At 52.7% G+C, this 19,714-nt stretch carries 21 protein-coding genes; 11 read left to right on the forward strand and 10 right to left on the reverse strand.

From position 1 onward, the window contains the following. Position 1: 1 nt before the first annotated feature. Together mrdA and UC14_RS02940 are read right to left on the reverse strand one after the other, a co-directional pair. Complete coding sequence (gene mrdA / locus UC14_RS02935; protein WP_013574345.1) at positions 2-1,948, reverse strand: penicillin-binding protein 2; 1,947 nt, start codon at positions 1,946-1,948, stop codon at positions 2-4. 207 nt (positions 1,949-2,155) lie between these two features. After that, entirely contained in the window at positions 2,156-2,554 is a 399-nt protein-coding gene (locus UC14_RS02940) for a hypothetical protein (RefSeq protein ID WP_231576090.1), read from the reverse strand. A 193-nt stretch (positions 2,555-2,747) separates the two neighbouring features. Between UC14_RS02940 and UC14_RS02945 the strand changes: the two genes are divergently transcribed. The 3 genes from UC14_RS02945 (at position 2,748) to UC14_RS02955 (ending at position 5,490) form a co-directional block, all read left to right on the forward strand. Then, positions 2,748-3,524, forward strand: a complete 777-nt coding sequence (locus UC14_RS02945; RefSeq protein WP_013574343.1) for an alpha/beta fold hydrolase — start codon at positions 2,748-2,750, stop codon at positions 3,522-3,524. Positions 3,525-3,900: 376 nt separating this feature from the next. Continuing rightward, the gene (locus UC14_RS02950; protein WP_013574342.1) at positions 3,901-5,151 is read left to right on the forward strand and encodes an OFA family MFS transporter; all 1,251 of its coding nucleotides are present in this window, start codon (positions 3,901-3,903) and stop codon (positions 5,149-5,151) included. Between the two features lie 135 nt (positions 5,152-5,286). Then, a complete protein-coding gene (locus UC14_RS02955) occupies positions 5,287-5,490 on the forward strand; it encodes a hypothetical protein (RefSeq protein ID WP_013574341.1) in 204 nt (67 codons plus the stop codon). 37 nt (positions 5,491-5,527) lie between these two features. On the opposite strand, the gene UC14_RS02960 is transcribed toward UC14_RS02955, so the two are convergent. Together UC14_RS02960 and UC14_RS02965 are read right to left on the reverse strand one after the other, a co-directional pair. Beyond that, entirely contained in the window at positions 5,528-6,874 is a 1,347-nt protein-coding gene (locus UC14_RS02960; protein WP_112197198.1) for an enolase C-terminal domain-like protein, read from the reverse strand. Then, positions 6,867-8,204, reverse strand: coding sequence for an MFS transporter (locus UC14_RS02965; protein ID WP_013574339.1), 1,338 nt, complete (start codon positions 8,202-8,204; stop codon positions 6,867-6,869). The genes UC14_RS02960 and UC14_RS02965 overlap by 8 nt, the downstream gene beginning before the upstream one ends. A gap of 677 nt (positions 8,205-8,881) precedes the next feature. On the opposite strand from UC14_RS02965, the gene UC14_RS26860 reads away from it, so the two are divergent. Further along, entirely contained in the window at positions 8,882-9,019 is a 138-nt protein-coding gene (locus UC14_RS26860) for a hypothetical protein (protein WP_013574337.1), read from the forward strand. A 758-nt stretch (positions 9,020-9,777) separates the two neighbouring features. Here the strand turns inward: UC14_RS26860 and cspA are convergent. Continuing rightward, on the reverse strand, positions 9,778-9,990 hold the full coding sequence (gene cspA, locus UC14_RS02975; protein ID WP_013574336.1) for an RNA chaperone/antiterminator CspA: 213 nt from the start codon (positions 9,988-9,990) through the stop codon (positions 9,778-9,780). A gap of 352 nt (positions 9,991-10,342) precedes the next feature. Continuing rightward, a complete protein-coding gene (locus UC14_RS02980; RefSeq protein WP_166860687.1) occupies positions 10,343-11,401 on the reverse strand; it encodes a DUF1615 domain-containing protein in 1,059 nt (352 codons plus the stop codon). Positions 11,402-11,577: 176 nt separating this feature from the next. Between UC14_RS02980 and UC14_RS02985 the strand changes: the two genes are divergently transcribed. Further along, the gene (locus UC14_RS02985) at positions 11,578-12,306 is read left to right on the forward strand and encodes a DUF3053 domain-containing protein (protein ID WP_112197201.1); all 729 of its coding nucleotides are present in this window, start codon (positions 11,578-11,580) and stop codon (positions 12,304-12,306) included. Between the two features lie 90 nt (positions 12,307-12,396). After that, on the forward strand, positions 12,397-12,669 hold the full coding sequence (locus UC14_RS02990) for a hypothetical protein (RefSeq protein WP_015689466.1): 273 nt from the start codon (positions 12,397-12,399) through the stop codon (positions 12,667-12,669). 68 nt (positions 12,670-12,737) lie between these two features. Here UC14_RS02990 and UC14_RS02995 read toward each other — a convergent pair whose 3' ends face one another. The 4 genes from UC14_RS02995 to UC14_RS03010 all read right to left on the reverse strand — a co-directional run bounded on the left by UC14_RS02995 (position 12,738) and on the right by UC14_RS03010 (position 16,455). Then, complete coding sequence (locus tag UC14_RS02995; RefSeq protein ID WP_013574333.1) at positions 12,738-14,300, reverse strand: sensor domain-containing diguanylate cyclase; 1,563 nt, start codon at positions 14,298-14,300, stop codon at positions 12,738-12,740. Positions 14,301-14,433: 133 nt separating this feature from the next. Further along, complete coding sequence (locus tag UC14_RS03000) at positions 14,434-14,913, reverse strand: 2TM domain-containing protein (protein WP_112151302.1); 480 nt, start codon at positions 14,911-14,913, stop codon at positions 14,434-14,436. 114 nt (positions 14,914-15,027) lie between these two features. Beyond that, the gene (locus UC14_RS03005; protein ID WP_013574331.1) at positions 15,028-15,519 is read right to left on the reverse strand and encodes a GNAT family N-acetyltransferase; all 492 of its coding nucleotides are present in this window, start codon (positions 15,517-15,519) and stop codon (positions 15,028-15,030) included. Between the two features lie 27 nt (positions 15,520-15,546). Next, positions 15,547-16,455 (reverse strand): LysR family transcriptional regulator, encoded by a 909-nt coding sequence (locus tag UC14_RS03010; protein ID WP_013574330.1) that lies wholly within the window; start codon positions 16,453-16,455, stop codon positions 15,547-15,549. A gap of 114 nt (positions 16,456-16,569) precedes the next feature. Between UC14_RS03010 and UC14_RS03015 the strand changes: the two genes are divergently transcribed. From UC14_RS03015 to UC14_RS03035, 5 genes are all read left to right on the forward strand, one after another. Further along, positions 16,570-17,721, forward strand: a complete 1,152-nt coding sequence (locus tag UC14_RS03015; RefSeq protein ID WP_112197202.1) for a serine hydrolase — start codon at positions 16,570-16,572, stop codon at positions 17,719-17,721. Beyond that, positions 17,718-18,962 (forward strand): MFS transporter, encoded by a 1,245-nt coding sequence (locus UC14_RS03020; protein ID WP_112151303.1) that lies wholly within the window; start codon positions 17,718-17,720, stop codon positions 18,960-18,962. Before UC14_RS03015 ends, UC14_RS03020 begins: the two co-directional genes overlap by 4 nt. Before the next feature lie 96 nt (positions 18,963-19,058). Then, the gene (locus UC14_RS03025; RefSeq protein ID WP_223509705.1) at positions 19,059-19,238 is read left to right on the forward strand and encodes a hypothetical protein; all 180 of its coding nucleotides are present in this window, start codon (positions 19,059-19,061) and stop codon (positions 19,236-19,238) included. Then, entirely contained in the window at positions 19,232-19,339 is a 108-nt protein-coding gene (yniD, locus tag UC14_RS03030; RefSeq protein WP_013574326.1) for a small membrane protein YniD, read from the forward strand. The genes UC14_RS03025 and yniD overlap by 7 nt, the downstream gene beginning before the upstream one ends. A 174-nt stretch (positions 19,340-19,513) precedes the next feature. Continuing rightward, positions 19,514-19,705 (forward strand): hypothetical protein, encoded by a 192-nt coding sequence (locus UC14_RS03035; protein ID WP_013574325.1) that lies wholly within the window; start codon positions 19,514-19,516, stop codon positions 19,703-19,705. Positions 19,706-19,714: the final 9 nt, after the last annotated feature.

The following is a 19,714-nucleotide window of genomic DNA, read 5'->3' on the forward strand; positions in this document are numbered from 1 at the left end:
ATCAATGCTCACTGAAACCGAGTGAATTTGGCGCCGGCACCGGTTGTTCGCAGTCTGCCGGATTATCCGCTTTGGCCGGATCACACATCACCGCCTGCGGCGGCAGGAAAATATGGTCGAGGATCGCCCGCGCGGTCGGCCCGGCCACCACACCATCACCGCCGCCATTTTCCATGATCAGCGCCATCACCACCGTCGGGTGTTTATAAGGCGCAAACGCAGTATAGAAAATATGGTCGCGCAAACGTACCGGCGTCATTTTGGCGTTATACACCTGATTTTCGCGCAGACTGAATACCTGTGATGTTCCGGATTTTGCCGCAATCTGATAAGGCGCGGTGTGGAAAAGTTTATAACCGGTACCATTCGGGAGATTAGCCATCCCGAACATCCCGTTTTTCACGATGCCCCAGATGGGCGATTTCGGGTCAGCGATTTGCTGCGTCGGCGGCATTTTATACGGCGTGATCACTTTGCCGCTTTTGGCGGAATATAACAGGTGAGGCGTTTCCAGTTTACCGTTGTTCACCAGTGCGCTCAGCGCCCGCACCATCTGGATCGGCGTCGCCACCCAGTAGCCCTGACCGATACCGACAGACACCGTATCGCCCTGATACCAGCCCTTTTTATGTACCTTCAGTTTCCATTCACGACTCGGCAGCACACCGTTATATTGCTCATCCAGATCAATACCGGTCGATTGCCCGTAACCAAATTTGCTCAGCCAGGTATGGATACGATCGATGCCCATTTCATAGGCCACCTGGTAGAAGAAAGTATCAGCGGACTCTTCGATAGCTTTGGTGACATTCAGCAGGCCGTGACCGGTTTTCAGCCAGTCGCGGTAATGCCGTTCTGTACCCGGCAGCGTCCAGGTCGGCGCACCAAAGAACGTGGTTTGTGGCGTGATCACCCCTTCAAACAGCGCCGATGTTGCCATAAACGGTTTCACCGTCGAGGCCGGCGGATACAGCCCCTGGGTCACACGGTTGATCAGCGGCAGATCCGGGTTCTTCAGTAACGCGCTGTATTGCTTACTGGAAATGCCGTTCACAAACGGGTTCGGATCATAACTCGGGCTGGAGACCATCGCTTTGATCCCGCCGTCACGCGGATCCATCACCACCACTGCCGCACGCTGCCCTTTCAGCACTTTTTCGATGTACTGCTGCAAATCCAGATCAAGCGTCAGATAGATATTTTGCCCGGCCTGCGGCGGAACCTCTTTCAGTAAACGCACCACATGACCGTGGTTATCGACCTCGACTTCCTGATATCCGGTGCGGCCATGCAAAATGTTTTCATAGTATTTTTCAACGCCCTGCTTACCGATATCGTGGTCAGCCGCGTAATTCTCAGCGATACCCTCCGCCTCGAGGCGTTTGGCATCTCTGTCGTTTATCTTCGAAACATAACCCACAACATGCGCCAGTTCCGCACCGTACGGATAACGGCGCTGCTGATAGGTGCTGATAGAGACGCCGGGGAAATCAAACTGATTGACGGAAAAACGCGCCACTTCAACATCCGTCAGCGCCAGCTTCAGAGGGATCTGCGCAAAGCGACGTCCGTGGATCATCGCATCGTGAAAACTGTCCAGATCGTCCTGTGTCAGATCGACAATGGGTTTCAGCGCATTCAGCGTGGCGTTGAGATCAGGCACTTTTCCCGGGATGACTTCAATCTGGTACAGGGTGATATTTTGCGCCAGCACGACACCGTTGCGATCCATGATCAACCCGCGACTGGGCGCGATCGGCAGCATTTTGATGTCATTCTGATTCGAGCGGGTCTGATAAAAATCATGCATGCCCACCTGCAGGTGATACAGGTTAAACACCAGCGCAGACGACAGGAGGATCACCACCATAAATGCGATCACGGCACGACGAACGAAAAGGACGGACTCGGCAGTATGGTCGCGGATTTCGTCGTTAAGTAAGGCCATAAGCGGGCAAATACCTTTTTTGTCTGCTTCTTGAAGCGGGCGAAAATGAAAAAAAGTGGGGACCGGAAAAGTGCGCAAGGATAGCCCGTCGTGCAACAGGCGACTATAAGAAGTGTGCTAATGAACTGGCAGGAGTGTTTCTATTTATTGCAGGGCGTTGCGGACAGACGTAACGCCCGGATTCAGAAAATGCTGTGGCCAGGATTTTTACTTCGCGGTATTCACTTTGCAATCTCCGTAAACATAACCTTCGGTTTGCGTGGCGACAACAAAACTGTCTTTTACGTGAATATACATCAGGTTATCTTGTGCACCGGCTTTCATGGGCTGATTGTCTTTGCCGATGATGTCCGTCAGTTCCGGGCTGGTGACCATTTTGCTACCATCCGGAGAAAAGCTGAACGTATTACCCGCATCATAGACCTGTGCGTTTTTATTGACGACTTCAGAAACATCGTTGCCATCATCAGACTGCGTGTGGTGCGTTAATACACATTGATACTGAGTGACAGCAGATGCTGAAAACGACGCCAGCACCAGGGTAACCGCCACAAAACTGCCTAACCTGACCATCAGATAAATCCATAAAGTGAGCAAGAGTTCCATGCTATCACTTGTCTGGCTGATAGAAAGAGTCCGGAAAAAAAATATTCACATGCTGAATGACTTAACGGGAATCCACCATCATTGATGATGCCGCCAGTCCCGGATGCGTGTTCACCCCTTTTTTATACTGCCGCTAAGAAAAATCCTGCCTATAATCCGCAGATTGCACTTAAGTGATTAACAAAGGATTGAGATGAAATCGTTCAAAGTACCCGGTATGGAAATGCAGTTACGTTTCCACGAGTTACCAGGGCTGGGTGTGCCGCTGGTCTTTTTACACGGCTTGGGTTGTGCAGCTTCCTGCGATTTTCCACGGGTGGCGACAGATGCTTCCCTGCGCCCGCGTCGCTCGCTGCTGCTGGATTTCGCCGGTTCAGGTTACAGCGATAAACCCGATGATTTCAGCTACAGCCTCCGGGCGCATACTGATTGTGTGATTGCCTGGCTGGAAAGCCTGGGTGTGCCACAGGTCAATTTAATCGGTCACAGCATGGGCGGCAGCATTGCCATTATGGTGGCAGCGCAGCGCCCTGACCTGATCCAGCGCCTGATTGTCGCCGAGCCAAATCTGGATGCCGGCGGCGGCACCTTCAGCCGCGCGGTGACTCAGTATTCAGAAGAAGCATATCTGCGCGAGGGCCATACACATCTGATTGATGTCGCCGTACGCGGGAATAATCACATCTGGGCAGGATGTATGAGCATCGCCTCGCCGCTGGCCATCCACCGTCAGGCGGTCGGGCTGGTAAAGGGGGAAACGGTATCATGGCGCGAACAGCTTTATCAGCTTGAAATGCCTGCGACGGTGTTGTTTGGTGAGTTTTCACTGCCTGAACCGGATGTCGCCGTTTTGCCGCAACATGGTGTTCAGACCGCCATTGTGCCGCAAGCCGGTCACTCGATGATGTGGGAAAACCCGACCGGCGTCGCGGCCGCGATTAATGCCGCGCTGAATACCGGGGCCTTGTAGGCCGGAACGCAGAAACAAAAACGAGCTCAAACAGCTCGTTTTTTTCACCTTTTTAATAATTAATCGTTTAAAACTCCCCCGGTCAGAATCTTTCTGATGCAGCCAATGACACAACGAAACCTTTGTAGCCCTGCCTGAAAAAACTAAATAACAGATTAGTGATCCAGATCAACTAAAACCCGCGCCCCGCAAGGCCTGCAGCGGTGTTTTAAGTCCAATTTTGAGCTGATTTTAGCCAGAAAATGGCGACTCATGCCGTCATGGATGCATTTCATTCCGCAACTCATGCATCTCACTCCACAAATCATCCGCATCCATTCCGCGGACTTATCATAGCCACAGTTAATTGAATCTACTTCGCTCGGGAGAACCCACTATGAGTGACAAATCTGGCATGCAGAACGACAACCGTACCCGCTGGCTGACACTGGCCGGTACCATTCTTACTCAGCTTGCACTGGGTTCCGTTTATACCTGGAGTCTCTTTAACGGTCAGTTGTCCGAAAAACTCGGCGAACCGATCAGCCGCGTTGCGCTGACGTTCGGTATCCTGAGTCTGTGTCTGGCTCTCGCCTCTTCCGTTGCGGGTAAACTTCAGGAACGGTTTGGTGTGCGTGCCGTCACCATCGCCGCCGGTTTACTGATGGCCGCCGGTTTCGCGCTGACCGCCCATTCCGATAACGTCATCATGCTGTACATCAGCGCCGGCGTGCTGGTCGGTCTGGCGGACGGTGCCGGTTACCTGCTGACCCTCACCAACTGCGTGAAATGGTTCCCTGAGCGTAAAGGCATGATTTCAGCCTGTTCAATCGGTGCTTACGGGCTGGGCAGTCTGTTATTCAAATTCGTCTGCGGTCATCTGCTGGCGACGGAAGGTTTGCAAAACACCTTCATGATCTGGGGTGGTGTGGCGATGGTGATGGTGATTGCCGGCGCACTGATGATGAAAGATGCGCCGAAACAGGAAACATCAGCCGTCACCCGTGAGGAAAACACCCTGAACGATAACAGCAACGACAGCCGTGATTTCACCCTGGCCGAAGCCATTCGTGCACCGCAATACTGGATGCTGGCGCTGATGTTCCTGACCGCCTGCATGAGTGGTTTGTATGTGATTGGTGTGGCGAAAGATATCGGTCAAAGCCTGGTTAAACTGGATGCGCTGACCGCCGCCAACGCCGTAACCGTGATTGCGATTGCTAACCTGAGCGGCCGCCTGGTGTTGGGTGTGTTGTCTGACAAAATGCAGCGTATCCGCGTTATCTCTATCGCGCAGATTGTGTCGCTGGCCGGTATGAGCATGATGCTGTTCACCCAGATGAACGAAATGATGTTCTTCCTCTCCGTGGCCTGCGTCGCTTTCAGCTTCGGTGGAACCATCACCGTTTACCCTTCACTGGTCAGCGACTTCTTCGGCCTGAACAACATGACCAAAAACTACGGCCTGCTGTATCTGGGCTTCGGTATCGGCAGCATCTTTGCCTCACTGGTGGCTTCCCTGTTCGGTGGCTTCGCAGTGACCTTCAGCATCATCACTGTATTATTGATTGTGTCATTGGTTCTTTCTGCCACAATTCGCTTACCGAATAAGTCAGAAGAAGCGCATAATACGCTCCAGCACGTGTAACACAGCAGCTGAGCGCAGCATAAATGATGAACGGGAGCACAATTAGCTCCCGTTTCTTATGAAGAAAGCATATAAAATCGGTCGCTGAATCACGTACCCTTATGACAAAATGTGAACAGACCGGACACCTGCAAAATGAAACGCATTACCCTCGCTCTTTTTGGCCTGATGATCTCAATGACCACGTTCAACAGTTTCGCTCAGGCTTACCCTTCCAGCGCTCAGGAAGTGGCTTCTGAACTGAACCGTAAAGCCAGCGAAAGCAGCACCAGACCTTCCACAACTATCGATGCCAGCGCGCATAACAAACTGAACGCCCGCACCGATTATTTGAAATAAAACTCGCTTAAGTCACCACACGCCAGTCAGCCCGACGTCAGCGAACCAAAGTGGCGCGCTTGCCGTCAAACGCCCAGCCGCGGATCAGATACTGCATGGCGATCGCATCATCGCGATCTTTGTGCCGCAGGTTGTTGTAACGCTGATGGGCGATGCCGACGGCATCCATATCCAGTTCAACGCCCAGCCCCGGCAGTTCATTCAGCGCCAGTTTACCGTCTTTAATCTGCAACGGGTTTTTGGTCAGATGCTGTCCCTCCTGCCAGATCCAGTGTGTATCAAATGGCGTGATCTCGCCGGGCGCGGCCGCCCCGAGATGCGCCAGCATCGCCAGCGACACATCAAAGTGATTGTTCGAATGACAGCCAAGCGTCAGCCCCCACGCATTACATAATGTGCCGATGGTATTCGCCCCGCGCATCGACCAGTAATGGGGATCAGCCAGCGGGATATCGATCGCATTCAGTTGCAGCGCATGGCTCATCTGCCGCCAGTCGTTGGCAATCATATTGGTCGCGACCGGTAATCCGGTGGCGCGCTTAAATTCCGCCAGCGTTTCACGTCCGGAAAACCCCTGCTCCGCGCCACACGGATCTTCAACGTAAGACAAAATCCCGTGCATGTTTTTGCACAGCGAAATCGCCTGATCCAGCGACCAGGACGCATTCGGGTCCACAGTAATACGCGCCTGCGGGAAGCGTTTTTTCAGTGCCCTGACCGTTTCTATTTCGACTTCACCCGCCTGCACGCCGCCTTTAAGTTTGAAATCTTTAAAACCGTATTTATCCTGTGCCGCTTCCGCCAGTTGCACCACTTTTTCGTGGCTCATGGCCTCCTGATGACGCAGGTGATACCACGGATGCTGCCCCGCCTGCGCCTTTCCTGGCTGATAATCCAGATCGGTTTTCTGCCGGTCGGCAATATAAAACAGATAACCGAGCACCGGCACTTCATCGCGCTGTTTACCGGGGCCGAGCAGTTGCGCCACCGGCTGATTGAGAAACTGCCCCATCAGATCCAGCAGTGCGGTTTCCAGAACCGCGACGGCATTGTGATGACGTTCGAGATCCCACGGCCGGAAGCCCGGCAGCACCGGTTTCGGCTGACGGTTTCCCTCCAGATCCCGTTTGTGCAAATCGCTCACCAGCTGATTCATGATGCCAATTTTCTGCCCGACGATATGCGGGATGGCATCATTGAGGATCTTCAGCACCACGCCGGTGGCGGGCGCTTCGCCCACGCCGGTATGTCCGGCACTGTCTTTGAGCACCAGCAAAATACGGGTGAAATAACAGTTATGTGCACCGGCAATGTTCAGCAGCATGCTGTCGTAACCGGCGACCGGAATGACCTGCATTTCGACAATTTTAGGCGTATCAGACATGACGTTTTGGCTCCATTCCCTGCGGGGCGTGATATTCAGGTTGCGTTGGCGTGCGGTGAGTTTTGGTGAAGAACAGCGTGATAGCGGCGAAAACCGAAATTCCGCTGAGGATATACAAACCCGCAGTGGTGCTGCCGGTGGTTTGTTGCAGATAACCAAACACCGCCGGTGCGAAGAAACCGCCGAGATTGCCCAGTGAATTGATCAGCGCAATCCCCGGCGCCACGATGGATGACGGTAGCTGACTTTGCGGGATCGGCCAGAACAATACCGCGCTGGATTTCGTCCCGATACACACCACGCATAGCGCAAATAAACCAAACCACGGACTGCCGACCGTACACAGGCAGGTGCCGATCGCAGCCACAATCAACGCCAGCGCCAGAATGGTTTCGCGACTGCCGCGGAAACGGTCGCTGACGCGGCCAAGAATATTGATGGCGATAATGGCGCAAATCCACGGAACGGAATTCAGCATGCCGATCTGGAAGGGGGAAAGCCCCTGAATGCGGCCGATGATCTCCGGCTGCCAGAACACCAGCGTGTAACCGGTCATGCACATCACAAAGAACAGGAAACACAGGTACGCCATTTTGCCGTCAGTGATCAGCTTCCAGCGCGACTGCCCCTGCGTATGTAAATCACGCGAACTGGATTCCGTGCTCAGCGCATTACTCAGCGCAAGTTTCTCTTCAGCAGTCAGCCATTTTGCCTCTTCAGGTTTCGACACCAGGAAGAATGCCGCCACGATCCCTACCAGCACCGACAGCGCACCTTCGATAAACAGCACCCACTGCCAGCCCGGCAATCCCATAAAGTCATGCAATTCCAGCAGGCCACCGGTAACCGGGCCGGAGAGCAAGTACGCGGCTGCTGAACCGGTGAGGATCAAAGCCGTGGCACGGCCGCGGTAAACATTCGGCACCCATTTGCGGAAATAGAACAGGATCCCCGGGAAGAAACCGGCTTCAGCGACACCGAGCAGAAACCGCAGCACGTAGAATTGCATCGGTGTGGTGACGAAGCCCATGGCAAAGACCACCGCACCCCAGGTGATCATGATGCGCGTCAGCCAGACACGCGCGCCATACTTGTCCATCAGCATGTTGCTGGGAATTTCAAACAGCGCGTAACCGACGAAGAACAGCCCGGCACCGAAACCGAACGCTGCCGTGCTGATGCCTACGTCGGTTTCCAGGCTATGCTTGATGAATCCGACATTGGTGCGGTCGATTTGGTTAATGATCAACATCAGGATGAGCATCGGAATGGTGCGGGCAAAGAATTTGCGGTTTGCACTGCGTACCGCTTTGTTTTCATGACCGTTCATGGTGTTCCCTTAGTGTTGAAATTATGAACAACTGCAACACTAAGTAAGATGTGTACACCGGGATTTACCATTGTGCAGTCGCCCAAGCTTTGATCACCCGCAAGGACTCACTGGCCTTATTACTGCATATTATCAATGCATTAAACGATGTGCATAAGCACAATCATCTCCCCTGCTTCGTCATTGCTTTTGGGCAGATTAGCGAGATGCTTCACAGTTCAGAAAGGGATTTCTCAGACACATTGCTTAAAATAAAAGCACATATTTATCCATATGGATTATATGTTTGTTATAATTGCATCATGAAACAAATGATTGGGACAATTCGTCCCGCACAAGGAGTGTGAAATGAAGGCCACTGCTTTTTGGTTAATGATGGCAGGAGGCTCTGTCGGGATCGGTTATGTGATGGCCCTGATGATGGAACTTCTGTGAGTAAACAGCGTTAACGACGACGGATAAATAAGGACATTTCATGGCATTTTACAGCCCTAAACGCATCATTCTTTATACTGCCTCTGCGATTGCGCTGCTGGTGATCGTTGGTTTGGTCACGTATTTCACTGTCGGCCATTTAGGTGCATAACGCCTTTCCCTCTGCTTTCTCTTCCTGTGGCGATACTTGCCGTATCGTCGCATAATGCTGCCATTCATTAAGCTATGCGGAAGGATTCATCATGACATACAAAGGATTAATGATTGTTGCCGTGGTTATCGTGCTGGCAAGCATCGGTTCTGAGTCTCTGATACAGAAGGGCATTGCGCTGGCGGACAGCAAAATTGATCAGGTGATTACGCATTATGCGGACAAATAAGGCTTACATCTGCTGGATTAACCTTACCGGGCGATGACAAAACCATACACAAGGTTTGATATCTTAAATCCATCAAATGTTGTGTGATGTCCCTGTGTAATACCCCTGTAGAACCCTGTTATTTTGCCCGCCGCGTGCGGGCTTTTTTTTACCTGTTTTTCGGCAAAGGCAGCAATTGAGGTTGGATTGGGATCGGGATTGAACACAAAGCTTATTCACGAATAATTCGAGTTGCAGGAAGGCGGCAAGTGAAGGAATCCCGATGAGCTTACTTATGTAAGTGATTCGGGTGAGCGAAGGAAGCCAACGCAGAGTCAGCCCAAAGGATAAAGGGAATTCCCGCAAGCATTTGGGTTGGATCAAGGCGGCAACAGAACGCGTCCCCGGGAGCATACATCAGTATGTGACTGGGGTGAGTGATGGCGGCCAACGCAGAGCCAGCCCAAAGGATAAAGGGAATTTGCCGGTGCTTTCCCGGCCGTCATATTATGGCGCAAGCGTCCATCGAACACTCCGACATTGCGCGGCCTGAGCACGGCCATTTCATAACAGAAAAAACAACGGGTGAAATAATCCAACTGGCTTTTCTGTTATGGCTCCCGGAAATAAATTCAGAAGCTTATATATAATAAACCCCGGCGTTGGCCAGGGTTTATTTTTGTCATTGATAATGTCGATATTGAAACAATTATTCTGGCTGCTCCGGGTTTAACCCATCTTCGCTATTGCAGAGTGTTTGCCTTCAATATCAGGCGACATTACAGAACGACAACGTTACCCGCTGATGGGCCTTTCTGACCATTTTCGATGGTGAACTCAACGTTCTGACCTTCGTCCAGGGTTTTGAAATCATTGCTCTGGATTGCAGAGAAGTGAACGAACACGTCTTTGCTGCCGTCTGCAGGGGAGATGAAACCGAAACCTTTACCAGCGTCAAACCATTTTACTAAACCAGTCATTTTATTAGACATAGAAAATACCTTCTTCGTTTTTATTTTATGATGCCATAGGGCAATATAGGTCTGTTTTTATTTGAAATACTTATGGATGCATCAGAGAAGGAAATTCGTCGGAGAAAGGATTTGCTACATCACTTGAACCAGGAACTGCTTTACTAAAATGTCTTACATAAATAGGTCTTAACCACAAACCGTTGACGCTATTTACACACAGGCGGATTTATTAAGCAAGCTTTTATTTCAACGGGATTATATTACCGGCGGATTTATTCCAACCGGAAATATCGCTCAGGCCGCCCGTGACAACGGCTGTAGCCCGATTAAATAATAAGAAAGCCTGCCCGGTTCCGGCAGGCTTTAAGAATCATCCTCCCGCTCTTTTCATGCAATCCGCACGACGACCGTCTACCCGCTTAGCAAACCACGCGGTAGTCAGCTTGCGGGTAATCTTCGGACTTTCCAGCGTGATGCCCGGTAGCATTTCCCGTGGCTGTCTTTTACCGGTGGTTTTATCCGCCAGCGCGAAGACCTGCTTGTAGAGCCGGGTCTCTTCAAACTCCAGTTGTTCGCCCTTCTCCAGCGCCTTACGGATGGCCGAATTGCTGATGTCCAGACGTTTGCTCAGTGTGCGTACTGCCAGCTCTGTGCCGCCCGGTTTATCAGTGCCGTAGTTAATCAGGTCACCGTCCAGTGCCAGCGGAATGCCTGACACTTTACTTACCGCACTCTGGAATGCGGCGTTGCGGCTGGCATACCAGCCAGCATTAAAGTCGGCAAAGCGGTATAACGGCTGAGTGTAATTCGCCGGATACCCCAGCAGATGTTTGACGCCAAAATACACGCCGCCGCGGCGGCTAAACACTTCATTGCGGATTGAATCCTCAACTTTATACGGATAGCCTTTGGCGTTTTGCTCGGCAAACGCAATGCTGACCTGCATCGGCCCGCCGGTATGCACCGGATTCAGATTGCCGAACAGCTTCTGCCCCATCGGCACCATATCAATGAAATCATCAAAAATCGCACTCAGCTGTTTCTCGGTTTTTACGTTATCCAGCCGCTCGCTGTAGGATTTGCCGTTCGGGGATTTCAGCAACAACGCGGTGTGCACCAGGAAATTGGGCACATGAACCGCATCGGCGCGCCGGTCAATCTCTTTCCACGCAATTTTGCTTAATCCCGGCACCGGTGCGTCGGCGTTGAAATTGGATTCCTGCTGCGCCACCGCCAGCACAGAACAGATATTTTCGGTGGTTGCCGGAATGTTCTGCGTGGTGAAAGCGGCGGTAATATCGGTCGCCCAACCTTTTCTGTCGGGGGCTGATGTCGGCATCAGCCGCACGATATCCGCTTTCACGTCATGCGGATTTTGCACCGGCGTTGCGTTTTTTTTCGTCGAGGTACACCCCGCGAGGATCATCATGGCCAGCACCGGCGCAAACTGTTTTATCGAAAATGACTTATGCTTCAAAGTGATACATTCCCTGAATAAATGACTCTGAGAGTGACGTTAGCGAAGATAGCTATGCTGATCTAGCAAAAAATTATCTTTATGCGTTAAGGTTAAGGCTCTGATGATGGAGATAAAGGAACAAGGAAATGATGCACTCAGCGCCCCGCTTACAGACCTCACACCGCGTATTTTTGCTCCCTTTTATGATGTTGCTGATGATTGTTGTCCTCAGCGGCTGCGGTGATAAAGAACCCGCACAACGCAAAGCCTTTATAGATTTTCTTCAGTCGCGGATCCTCGATAAACCCGTGCTGGCCGTCCCGCAACTGACCGAAGCGCAGAAAAAAGAGTTTGGCGATTACACTAAAGATTACGCGATTATCACCGGTTTTCATCATCAGATGAATATCGAACTGGATTCTTCGCTGGTGCCGGTTTTTGCCGGTATGAACGGCGTAAACAGTGTCAGTAACCTGCTTGAGCAGCGCGATGATCTGAAGAAAATGGCTGACAGCAGTGAACGATGGAAAGAGAAAATCGTGCTGCTGAAAACCCAGGCCGATACGCAGCATGCAGCGCTGAAACAGCCGGAAGACCTGAAGAAGGTTTACGATCAGGTGTATGAGAAAACCATCGTTAAACCGTCAGCCATCACTGAGCAGGTGTTTGATTTATTGCCGCAGGTGCTGAACCTGATTGTAGCGAAGGCCGACTTCATCAAAAGTCAGGGCAAAAACGTCACCATCACCGGCAACCGTCTGCAATTCGCCAACCAGAAACAACTGGATAAATACAACGCCATCCAGCAACAACTGGTTCCGCTGAATGCGCAACTGATGCAACTCAGCCGTCAGATGCAGCAAATGGTGCGTTAATCCACCAGGCAAAGACCCGCCTGCCGCAAGACGGTTTTTTCATTGCGGTGCTTTTGTTATGGTGTGCGGCAATTAAATAAGGAGACACCTATGAATGACGAGACCCTGAACAAACGTGTTGACCAGCTTGAGCGCGTAAACCGTGAGCTGCTGGTGCAAATTTCCGCCATGCGTCTGCTGTTTGGCAGCGTGGGGAATGTGCTGAATGCCAGCCAGGAAAATGCGTTCACCCTCGCGGTCAATCAGGCGCTGGAAGCCAACCGTGCAGATGTCGCCAATCAGGCTGATCTGGATGATGCCTCACGCAAATTCCGCGAAGACGTCTTCAAATGCACTGAATCCCTGCTGCCGGGTTCACGCTAAGTCAAAGCTCAGGCGCGATGCCTGAGCCTTTTCTCATCCTTCTGGCTGACCGTTTAGCCTCATCCAATCTACAAATTCACCACGCAGTTACGCCCTTTATTTTTGGCCTGATACAGCGCTTTATCCGCGGTTTTCAATGCCCCGTCAATATTGGCTTTTCCGGGATAGAACAGGGTAACGCCGAGTGAAATCGTGACCTGCCCGGCCCCCTCAAACTGCTGCATTTCAACCTGCTTGCGCAAACGCTCGGCCAGCCCGGTGGCCTGCGTCAGTGACGCGCCGGGCAGCAGCAGTAAAAATTCCTCGCCACCCATGCGACACAGCAGATCGCCTTCCCGCGAATTACTCAGAATGTGGCGCGCCAGTTGGGTGATCACCCTATCGCCCACGTCATGTCCGAAAGTGTCGTTTACTTTTTTGAAGTGATCGATATCGAGGGTGATGACCGCAACGCGCGACGATTCCTTTAGCTGTTTATCCACCGCCTCATAAAAACCGCGCCGGTTCAGCAGCCCGGTCATCGGGTCGGTATGGGCTTCGGTACTCAGTTGTTCGATACGCTGATGCAACAACCGGATCCCCTGCAACATCACCGTTTTCAGCTTCGATGCTTCGTAATACCAGGCATTGATCTGCTGAATTTCCTCGGAGACATCATGTGAGTCCATGGTGTCAGCCTTTGAGGCAAGCTGTCGCAGCGGCCGCGAAATATAGCGCGTCAGCAGCCAGATGCAGATGAACACCAGAATGACAATCGGCAACGTGTAGATCAAAACCTGCATCATTACGTGATACAGCAGCATCACATCGGCTTTCGCCGGATGCAGCACCAGCACCGTCCAGCCCGCCACCTCCACCGTAGAGAAACCCGCCAGAGATTCTTCGCCTTGCAGGTTTTCCATACGCAAAAAACCCTGCTCCCGTCCGCCCAAAAGTGCCTTGTTCACATGCCCCTGTGGCGCGCTTTCACTCCAGCCTGACGCGTCGCGATACAACACGTCGCCTTCACGGTCGATGACATAGATATAGGCGTCTTTACGGTAATTGCGGGCATTAATCAGCGTATCCACAATGCTGCCTTTGCTCAGGTCAATTTCGGTGGCCAGATACCCGAGATAGCCGCCACGCGCATTACGGATGGGTGAGGAAAGCACAATGATGTGATTATTCTGTGGAGTGAGAAAGGGGGAACTGAGCACCGGATTTTGCGTTTTCAACGCAGCGGTATTGGCATCAGACACCAGTTTTAAACCGACCATCGCCGCAGAGTTTCGTGAAGCCGCACGCACGACGCCGGTGGTATCCACCACCAGCACCGAGCTGAAGCGCTTACTTTGCAACTGCAAACGATCGGCTTCTTCAGTCAGTGCATCAACATTGTTAAACCGCTCGCCGAGTAAATCGGCGCTATAGGCCACCTGCTTGTTTGCGGCATTGAAAAACAAATCAGCCGTCAGCGACAGTCGTGTGGCGAACGACTGACTCGCCCTGAGGGAGGATTCGGTAAGGAGCTTCTTCTCTACCTGAAAAATTGCCAGATAACTGCTGAGCAAGGTGACAAGCGTACTCACCAGTGCAAGAAGCAATATCAGTCTCTTAAGATTAAATGCAAACCGCCGCTGCTGATCCATTCTCTGTCCGTTGAGCTAATGACCCTGAATATTACAGAGGATAGCAGTATGTCCGGCAAGGGTTTTGATATGTCTCAGTCAGGGCAGTTTTGCTTACGATTAACACGGGCGCTTTAGTAGCATTTTTTCCGGATCAGAGCTTGCGTATTAACTTCTGTAAACGCGCCTTCTGCCAGCGCTCCACTGATCCGCGAAAAACAAAAATGCGTAACCCCCGCAACAACACAATGCCGCCCCAGATACACAGGGGCCAGACGAACCAGACTGAATCCGGCGAGGTGTAATGGTTTATCGCGAACAGACCGGCGTTGATCACCGCCCACAACAGAACGGAACGATAAAAACTGCTTTCTTCCGCTACCTGATATCTGGCTTTTTCTATCTGGTCGTCAAGCGCCTGCCCTGAAGCACTGCCCGTTTTCGCATCGTTTTCTGTCAGTTCAGAAACCTTGATATCAAAGGCTGCTGCGATAGCGCCGAGGGTTTCGAGGCTGGCCTGCTCACCATTTTCGATACGCTGCACCGTGCGCACGCTCAGTGAGGAAAGTTCTGCCAGTTGTTCCTGAGACCATGCCCGGGAAATGCGAAGTTGCCTGATTTTGCTCTGATTCATAATTTTTACCTGTAGAGTGAATGTTGAACACCCAATCAGCATGCAACGCAGGATCGGAAATCAACACGACAGCAACCTGACACGGACACGACAGCAAACTGACAGTATTAAAAATCAGAAGGTTAGCCGGTAAAATTTACTGTCTACCGCCATCAGCGGGAAGGCTGGCGGCAGATCTGGCACCGTGACTTCCTTAAAACCGTTCTTTTCATAAAAGCGATGCGCCGCCAGAAACTTGTCTGTCGTGCCGAGAAAAATATCTTTCACATTTTTCTCCCGGGCATGATGCAGCAACGTGTTGAGTAACAATGTGGCCACGCCGTACTCCCTGCCACGAAAAGGCGCGCTGACAAACATTTTGCGCAGTGCTGTCTGCGCATTGCCGATATCTTTCAGTCCCAGCGTGCCCACGACTTTCCCTTCATAGCGGGCAACCCAGAAATCCCCGGCGCCGCGCTGATAAAATTGCGGAATGTCATGCAGATCAGGCTGCTGTTCTTCGGTGATGACAATGCCAAATTCCTGATTCTGGATCGGTAAAATCACATCCACCACACCGCGCTGATCGGCGGCAGAAAAGCGTTCAATTAAGACAGAATGACTCATCACACACTCCCTTAGTTAACAACAGATTTAATGAGGACATAGCAGCGCCAGCTCGGGATTTTCAGGGAAAACCCGTTCACTGAGAAAATCAATAAACACCCGCAACTTCGGCGTCATATAACCGCCGGAGGGCCATAAAATGTAAAAATCACCGCTGCGCTTCACGTAATCATCCAGCACGGTCACCAGTTGCCCGCCCGCCAGCTCCTTGCGGATACTGAAATCAGGCAGACAGGCGATGCCCAGCCCCTGCAGGGCAAAACATTGGCGCGTTTCAATATTATTGCAAACCATCGATACCGGCAGCGATAAATCCTGATATTCCGGCAGCGGCCATGGTTCGAGCTTTCCGCTATTAGGAAAGCGAAAATGCAGACAACGGTGTTCAACCAGTTCCTGCGGCTTCGCAGGTGTACCATACTGTTCAAAATAATCCGGCGCGCCGACCAGTAAATGATGAAAAGTACCCAGCTTGCGCATCGACAATCGCGAATCAGCCAGTTGGCCGGTGCGCACCACGGCATCAAACCCCTCTTCCACCACATCAACGATGCGATCGGTGAAATCCAGATCCAGCCCGATATCGGGATAACGACGCATAAACTCGCCCAGCACCGGCAAGAGTAGCGTGCTGACCTGAGGCAAACTCAGCCGCAACCTGCCGCGCGGACTTTCCGCCAGTTGCGACAGCTCGCTTTCTGCCGCCTCGAGTTCCGCCACGATGCGCCGGCAGCGTTCGAGGAACAGCGTCCCTTCGACGGTCAGCGTCACGCTGCGGGTGCTGCGGTGAAACAGCCGCACATTCAGCCTGGTCTCCATGCGCGCAATGCTTTTACCCACCGCCGACGCCGATACGCCTAAAATTCGCCCGGCTGCCACAAAACTGCGGGTTTCTGCCACCTGTACAAAGGTATTCAGGCTACTGAGATTTTCCATTACTGCCCCCGATTACGGACATCATCGTCCGTATATTATGGAAACCTACCCTACTTTTTCCTCACTGAGGAGATCTCTATCGTGATTTAACACTTTCTGAAGCTGAGATATCCCATGAATTCCACTGCGTTGAAATCCCGACTTGATTGCGTTATCGCTCAGGCTATTCAGTCACAAAGACTGATCGGTGCCGTTGTCATGGTCGCCCTTCACGGCGAGGTGGTTTACCACCAGGCTGCCGGTTTTGCCGACCGGGAAAGCCACCAACCGATGACTGAAAATACGCTTTTCCGTCTGGCATCGGTCAGCAAGCCGATTGTGTCCACCGTGGCAATGGCACTGATCACCCAGGGGAAGCTGGCGCTGGATGACGATATTCAGACAGGGTTGCCGCAGTTTCGCCCTACCCTGCCAGACGGACAACCGGCACGCATCACGGTACGGCAGTTATTAAGTCATACCGCCGGGCTGAGTTACCGCTTTTTTGAGCCGGACGAAAACGGCCCTTATGCCCGCGCAGGGGTTTCTGACGGAATGGACAGCAGCAGCATTTCGCTGGCGGAAAATCTGCGACGTTTATCGGACGTGCCTTTGCTGTATACACCGGGCACGTCGTGGGGGTATTCGCTGGCCGTGGACGTGCTGGGCGCAGTGCTGGAACAGGTCTGCAAACAACCGCTCGCTGAAGTGGTAAAAACGCAACTGACCGACCCGCTGAGCATGCATGACACCGGTTTCTTCGCACATGACCCGGCGCGGCTGGCTACGCCGTATGTCAGTGATGTGCCACAGCCCCATCGTCTGCGTGAAGGCGAAAAAGTCGCCGCTTTCGACAATACCGTGGGAATTGAATACTCACCTTCGCGCGCACTCGATGCCCAGGCTTATCCTTCCGGCGGCGCGGGTATGGTCAGCAGCGCGGCTGACGTACTGAAGATGCTGGAAATGTTGCGTCTTGGCGGCGCTCCGTTGATCTCGTCCGCGCTGGTCGATGAAATGGGACGAGATCAAACTCGCGGAGCTGAACTGCCGGAATCCCCGGGTCTGGGCTTTGGTTTAGGTTTTTCGGTATTACGTGACCCGCAGGCTGCCGCTTCACCGGAATCAACCGGCACGTGGCGCTGGGGCGGGGCTTACGGTCATTCCTGGTTCGTTGACCGTACCGCCGGACTGAGCGTCGTTGCCTTGACCAATACCCTGTATGAAGGCATGTCTGGCACGTTCGTCACTGAACTGCGCGATGCGGTGTATGGAGCGCAGTCATGAATTCCATTGCCTTGAAATCTCCCCTGCCACTTTCAGCTTTACTGGCGATGGCACTGACCGGCTTTATCGCCATCATGACCGAAACCTTGCCCGCCGGATTGCTACCTCAAATTGCAGCGGATCTTAATGTGTCACCGGCGATGGCCGGGCAACTGGTGACGCTGTATGCCGCCGGTTCGCTGATGGCCGTCATCCCGCTGGCGGCACTGACACGGGGCTGGAACCGCCGCACTGCATTGCTGACGGCAATCTTTGGCTTTCTGATTTTTAATACCCTCACCACCTTCTCGACGAATTATGTCCTGACGCTCTTCGCCCGCTGGGTGGCCGGCGCGGCGGCAGGGCTGGCGTGGGGGTTACTGGCCGGTTATGCACGGCGGATGGTCCCGGTGCATCAGCAAGGGCGTGCGTTGTCGGTGGCGATGGTCGGCACACCTCTGGCGCTATCTGTCGGCGTTCCGCTGGGCACCTGGATGGGTTCCGCGCTCGGATGGCGCATGGCATTCGGCGTGATGTCCGCCATCACGTTGCTGCTGATTGTCTGGGTGGTGAAAAAAGTACCGGACTATCCGGGGCAGGCCGCAGGGGAACGCCAGCCTTTAAGACAGGTAATGATGATGCCCGGCGTGCGCAGTATTCTGATGGTGATCCTGCTGTGGATGCTGGCGCACAACCTGCTTTATACCTACATCGTGCCGTTCCTGCGCCTGTCCGGGCTTGATGCACGGGCCGATCAGATATTGCTGGTTTTCGGCCTCGGCGCGCTGGCAGGCATTGGTATCACCGGCATGCTGGTGGATAAACATTTGCGGCGCACCCTGCTGGTCAGCCTGATAGCCTTTGCCCTGCTATCACTCGTGCTGGCGCTGAGCCGCTTTTCGCCGCTGACCGTGACATTGTGTGTCGCGCTGTGGGGGCTGACGTTTGGTGGTGCAGCAACCTTGCTGCAAACGGCGATTGCTGACGCTACCGGTGAACATGCCGATATGGCGCAATCGATGGTGGTCGTGGCGTGGAATCTGGCGATTGCCAGTGGCGGGGTAACCGGTGGGATCCTGCTGGAAACCGCGGGCATTGCAGTCTTTCCGTGGGCCATGCAGTTGCTTATCGTCGCCGGGCTGATTATTGCCGTTTGCGCCCGCAAGAACGGTTTCCGCCCGGGAGCCCGTCATGAAGAAATAGCACTAATGCCGGAGGAGCAGAAACGGGATCAAAGTTTCGAATCAGGGGAAAAGGTATAATCTCTAAACCTTTCCGGAACCAGAATGCTGAAGCCGCTCCCGATGCGGCTTATTCTCGCAAAGTAAAAATCAGGCAATTCAGAATCAATGGGAATCATGGAAGTACGCAATAAAGCCGTTATACTTTTGTCAGTTATTGCCATCGCAGCCTTACTGTTGATGGCGTTTGAATGGCTCACCGATCAGACCGTTCCTGAACTGAAAGAACATGTTGTCCACTATGTTGATCAGCACATGGCGCACTCAATGTCCGGATTGCAGGAGGAGAAATGGTAACCAAACGGATGATGACCAAGCACTGGAAAATGGTCGTAGTACTGCTGTGTATCTGTGGCGCACTGATGCTGTTACGCTGGGCGGCGATGATCTGGGGGTAAAGTATTGCAAATTATCCCGCTTAAAACTGCTTAAATAAGCATCATTCCGGTCAGAGGGTTGAAACCTTCCGCTACGCGAGCCAGAATATCCTGAGTGATTTTTAAGAGCCCGTTCTCCCGTTTATGAAAATACTAAAACCTCGTCGTCCGCATGGGCGATGGACTTATTACATCATGCATGAAGACATTCTGTGGCCCTGCCCGGTTCGCTGGGAGTGGGAGAATGGCTACGGTGGCTGGCTGCCTTTTTATTACTCACCGACGCTGGAATTTGTGGCTGGCGATCCGGACAAAGCCACCAAAGTGGCGGGCAACAAGGCCCGCACGCTACATAAACTCGTCAGAATTCATGAGCACGAATGCTGATTTTCGTCT

Origin of the sequence: Rahnella sp. NRRL B-41462, assembly GCF_003263525.1 — a bacterium.
In the GTDB taxonomy this organism is placed as follows: Bacteria; Pseudomonadota; Gammaproteobacteria; order Enterobacterales; family Enterobacteriaceae; genus Rahnella; species Rahnella aceris.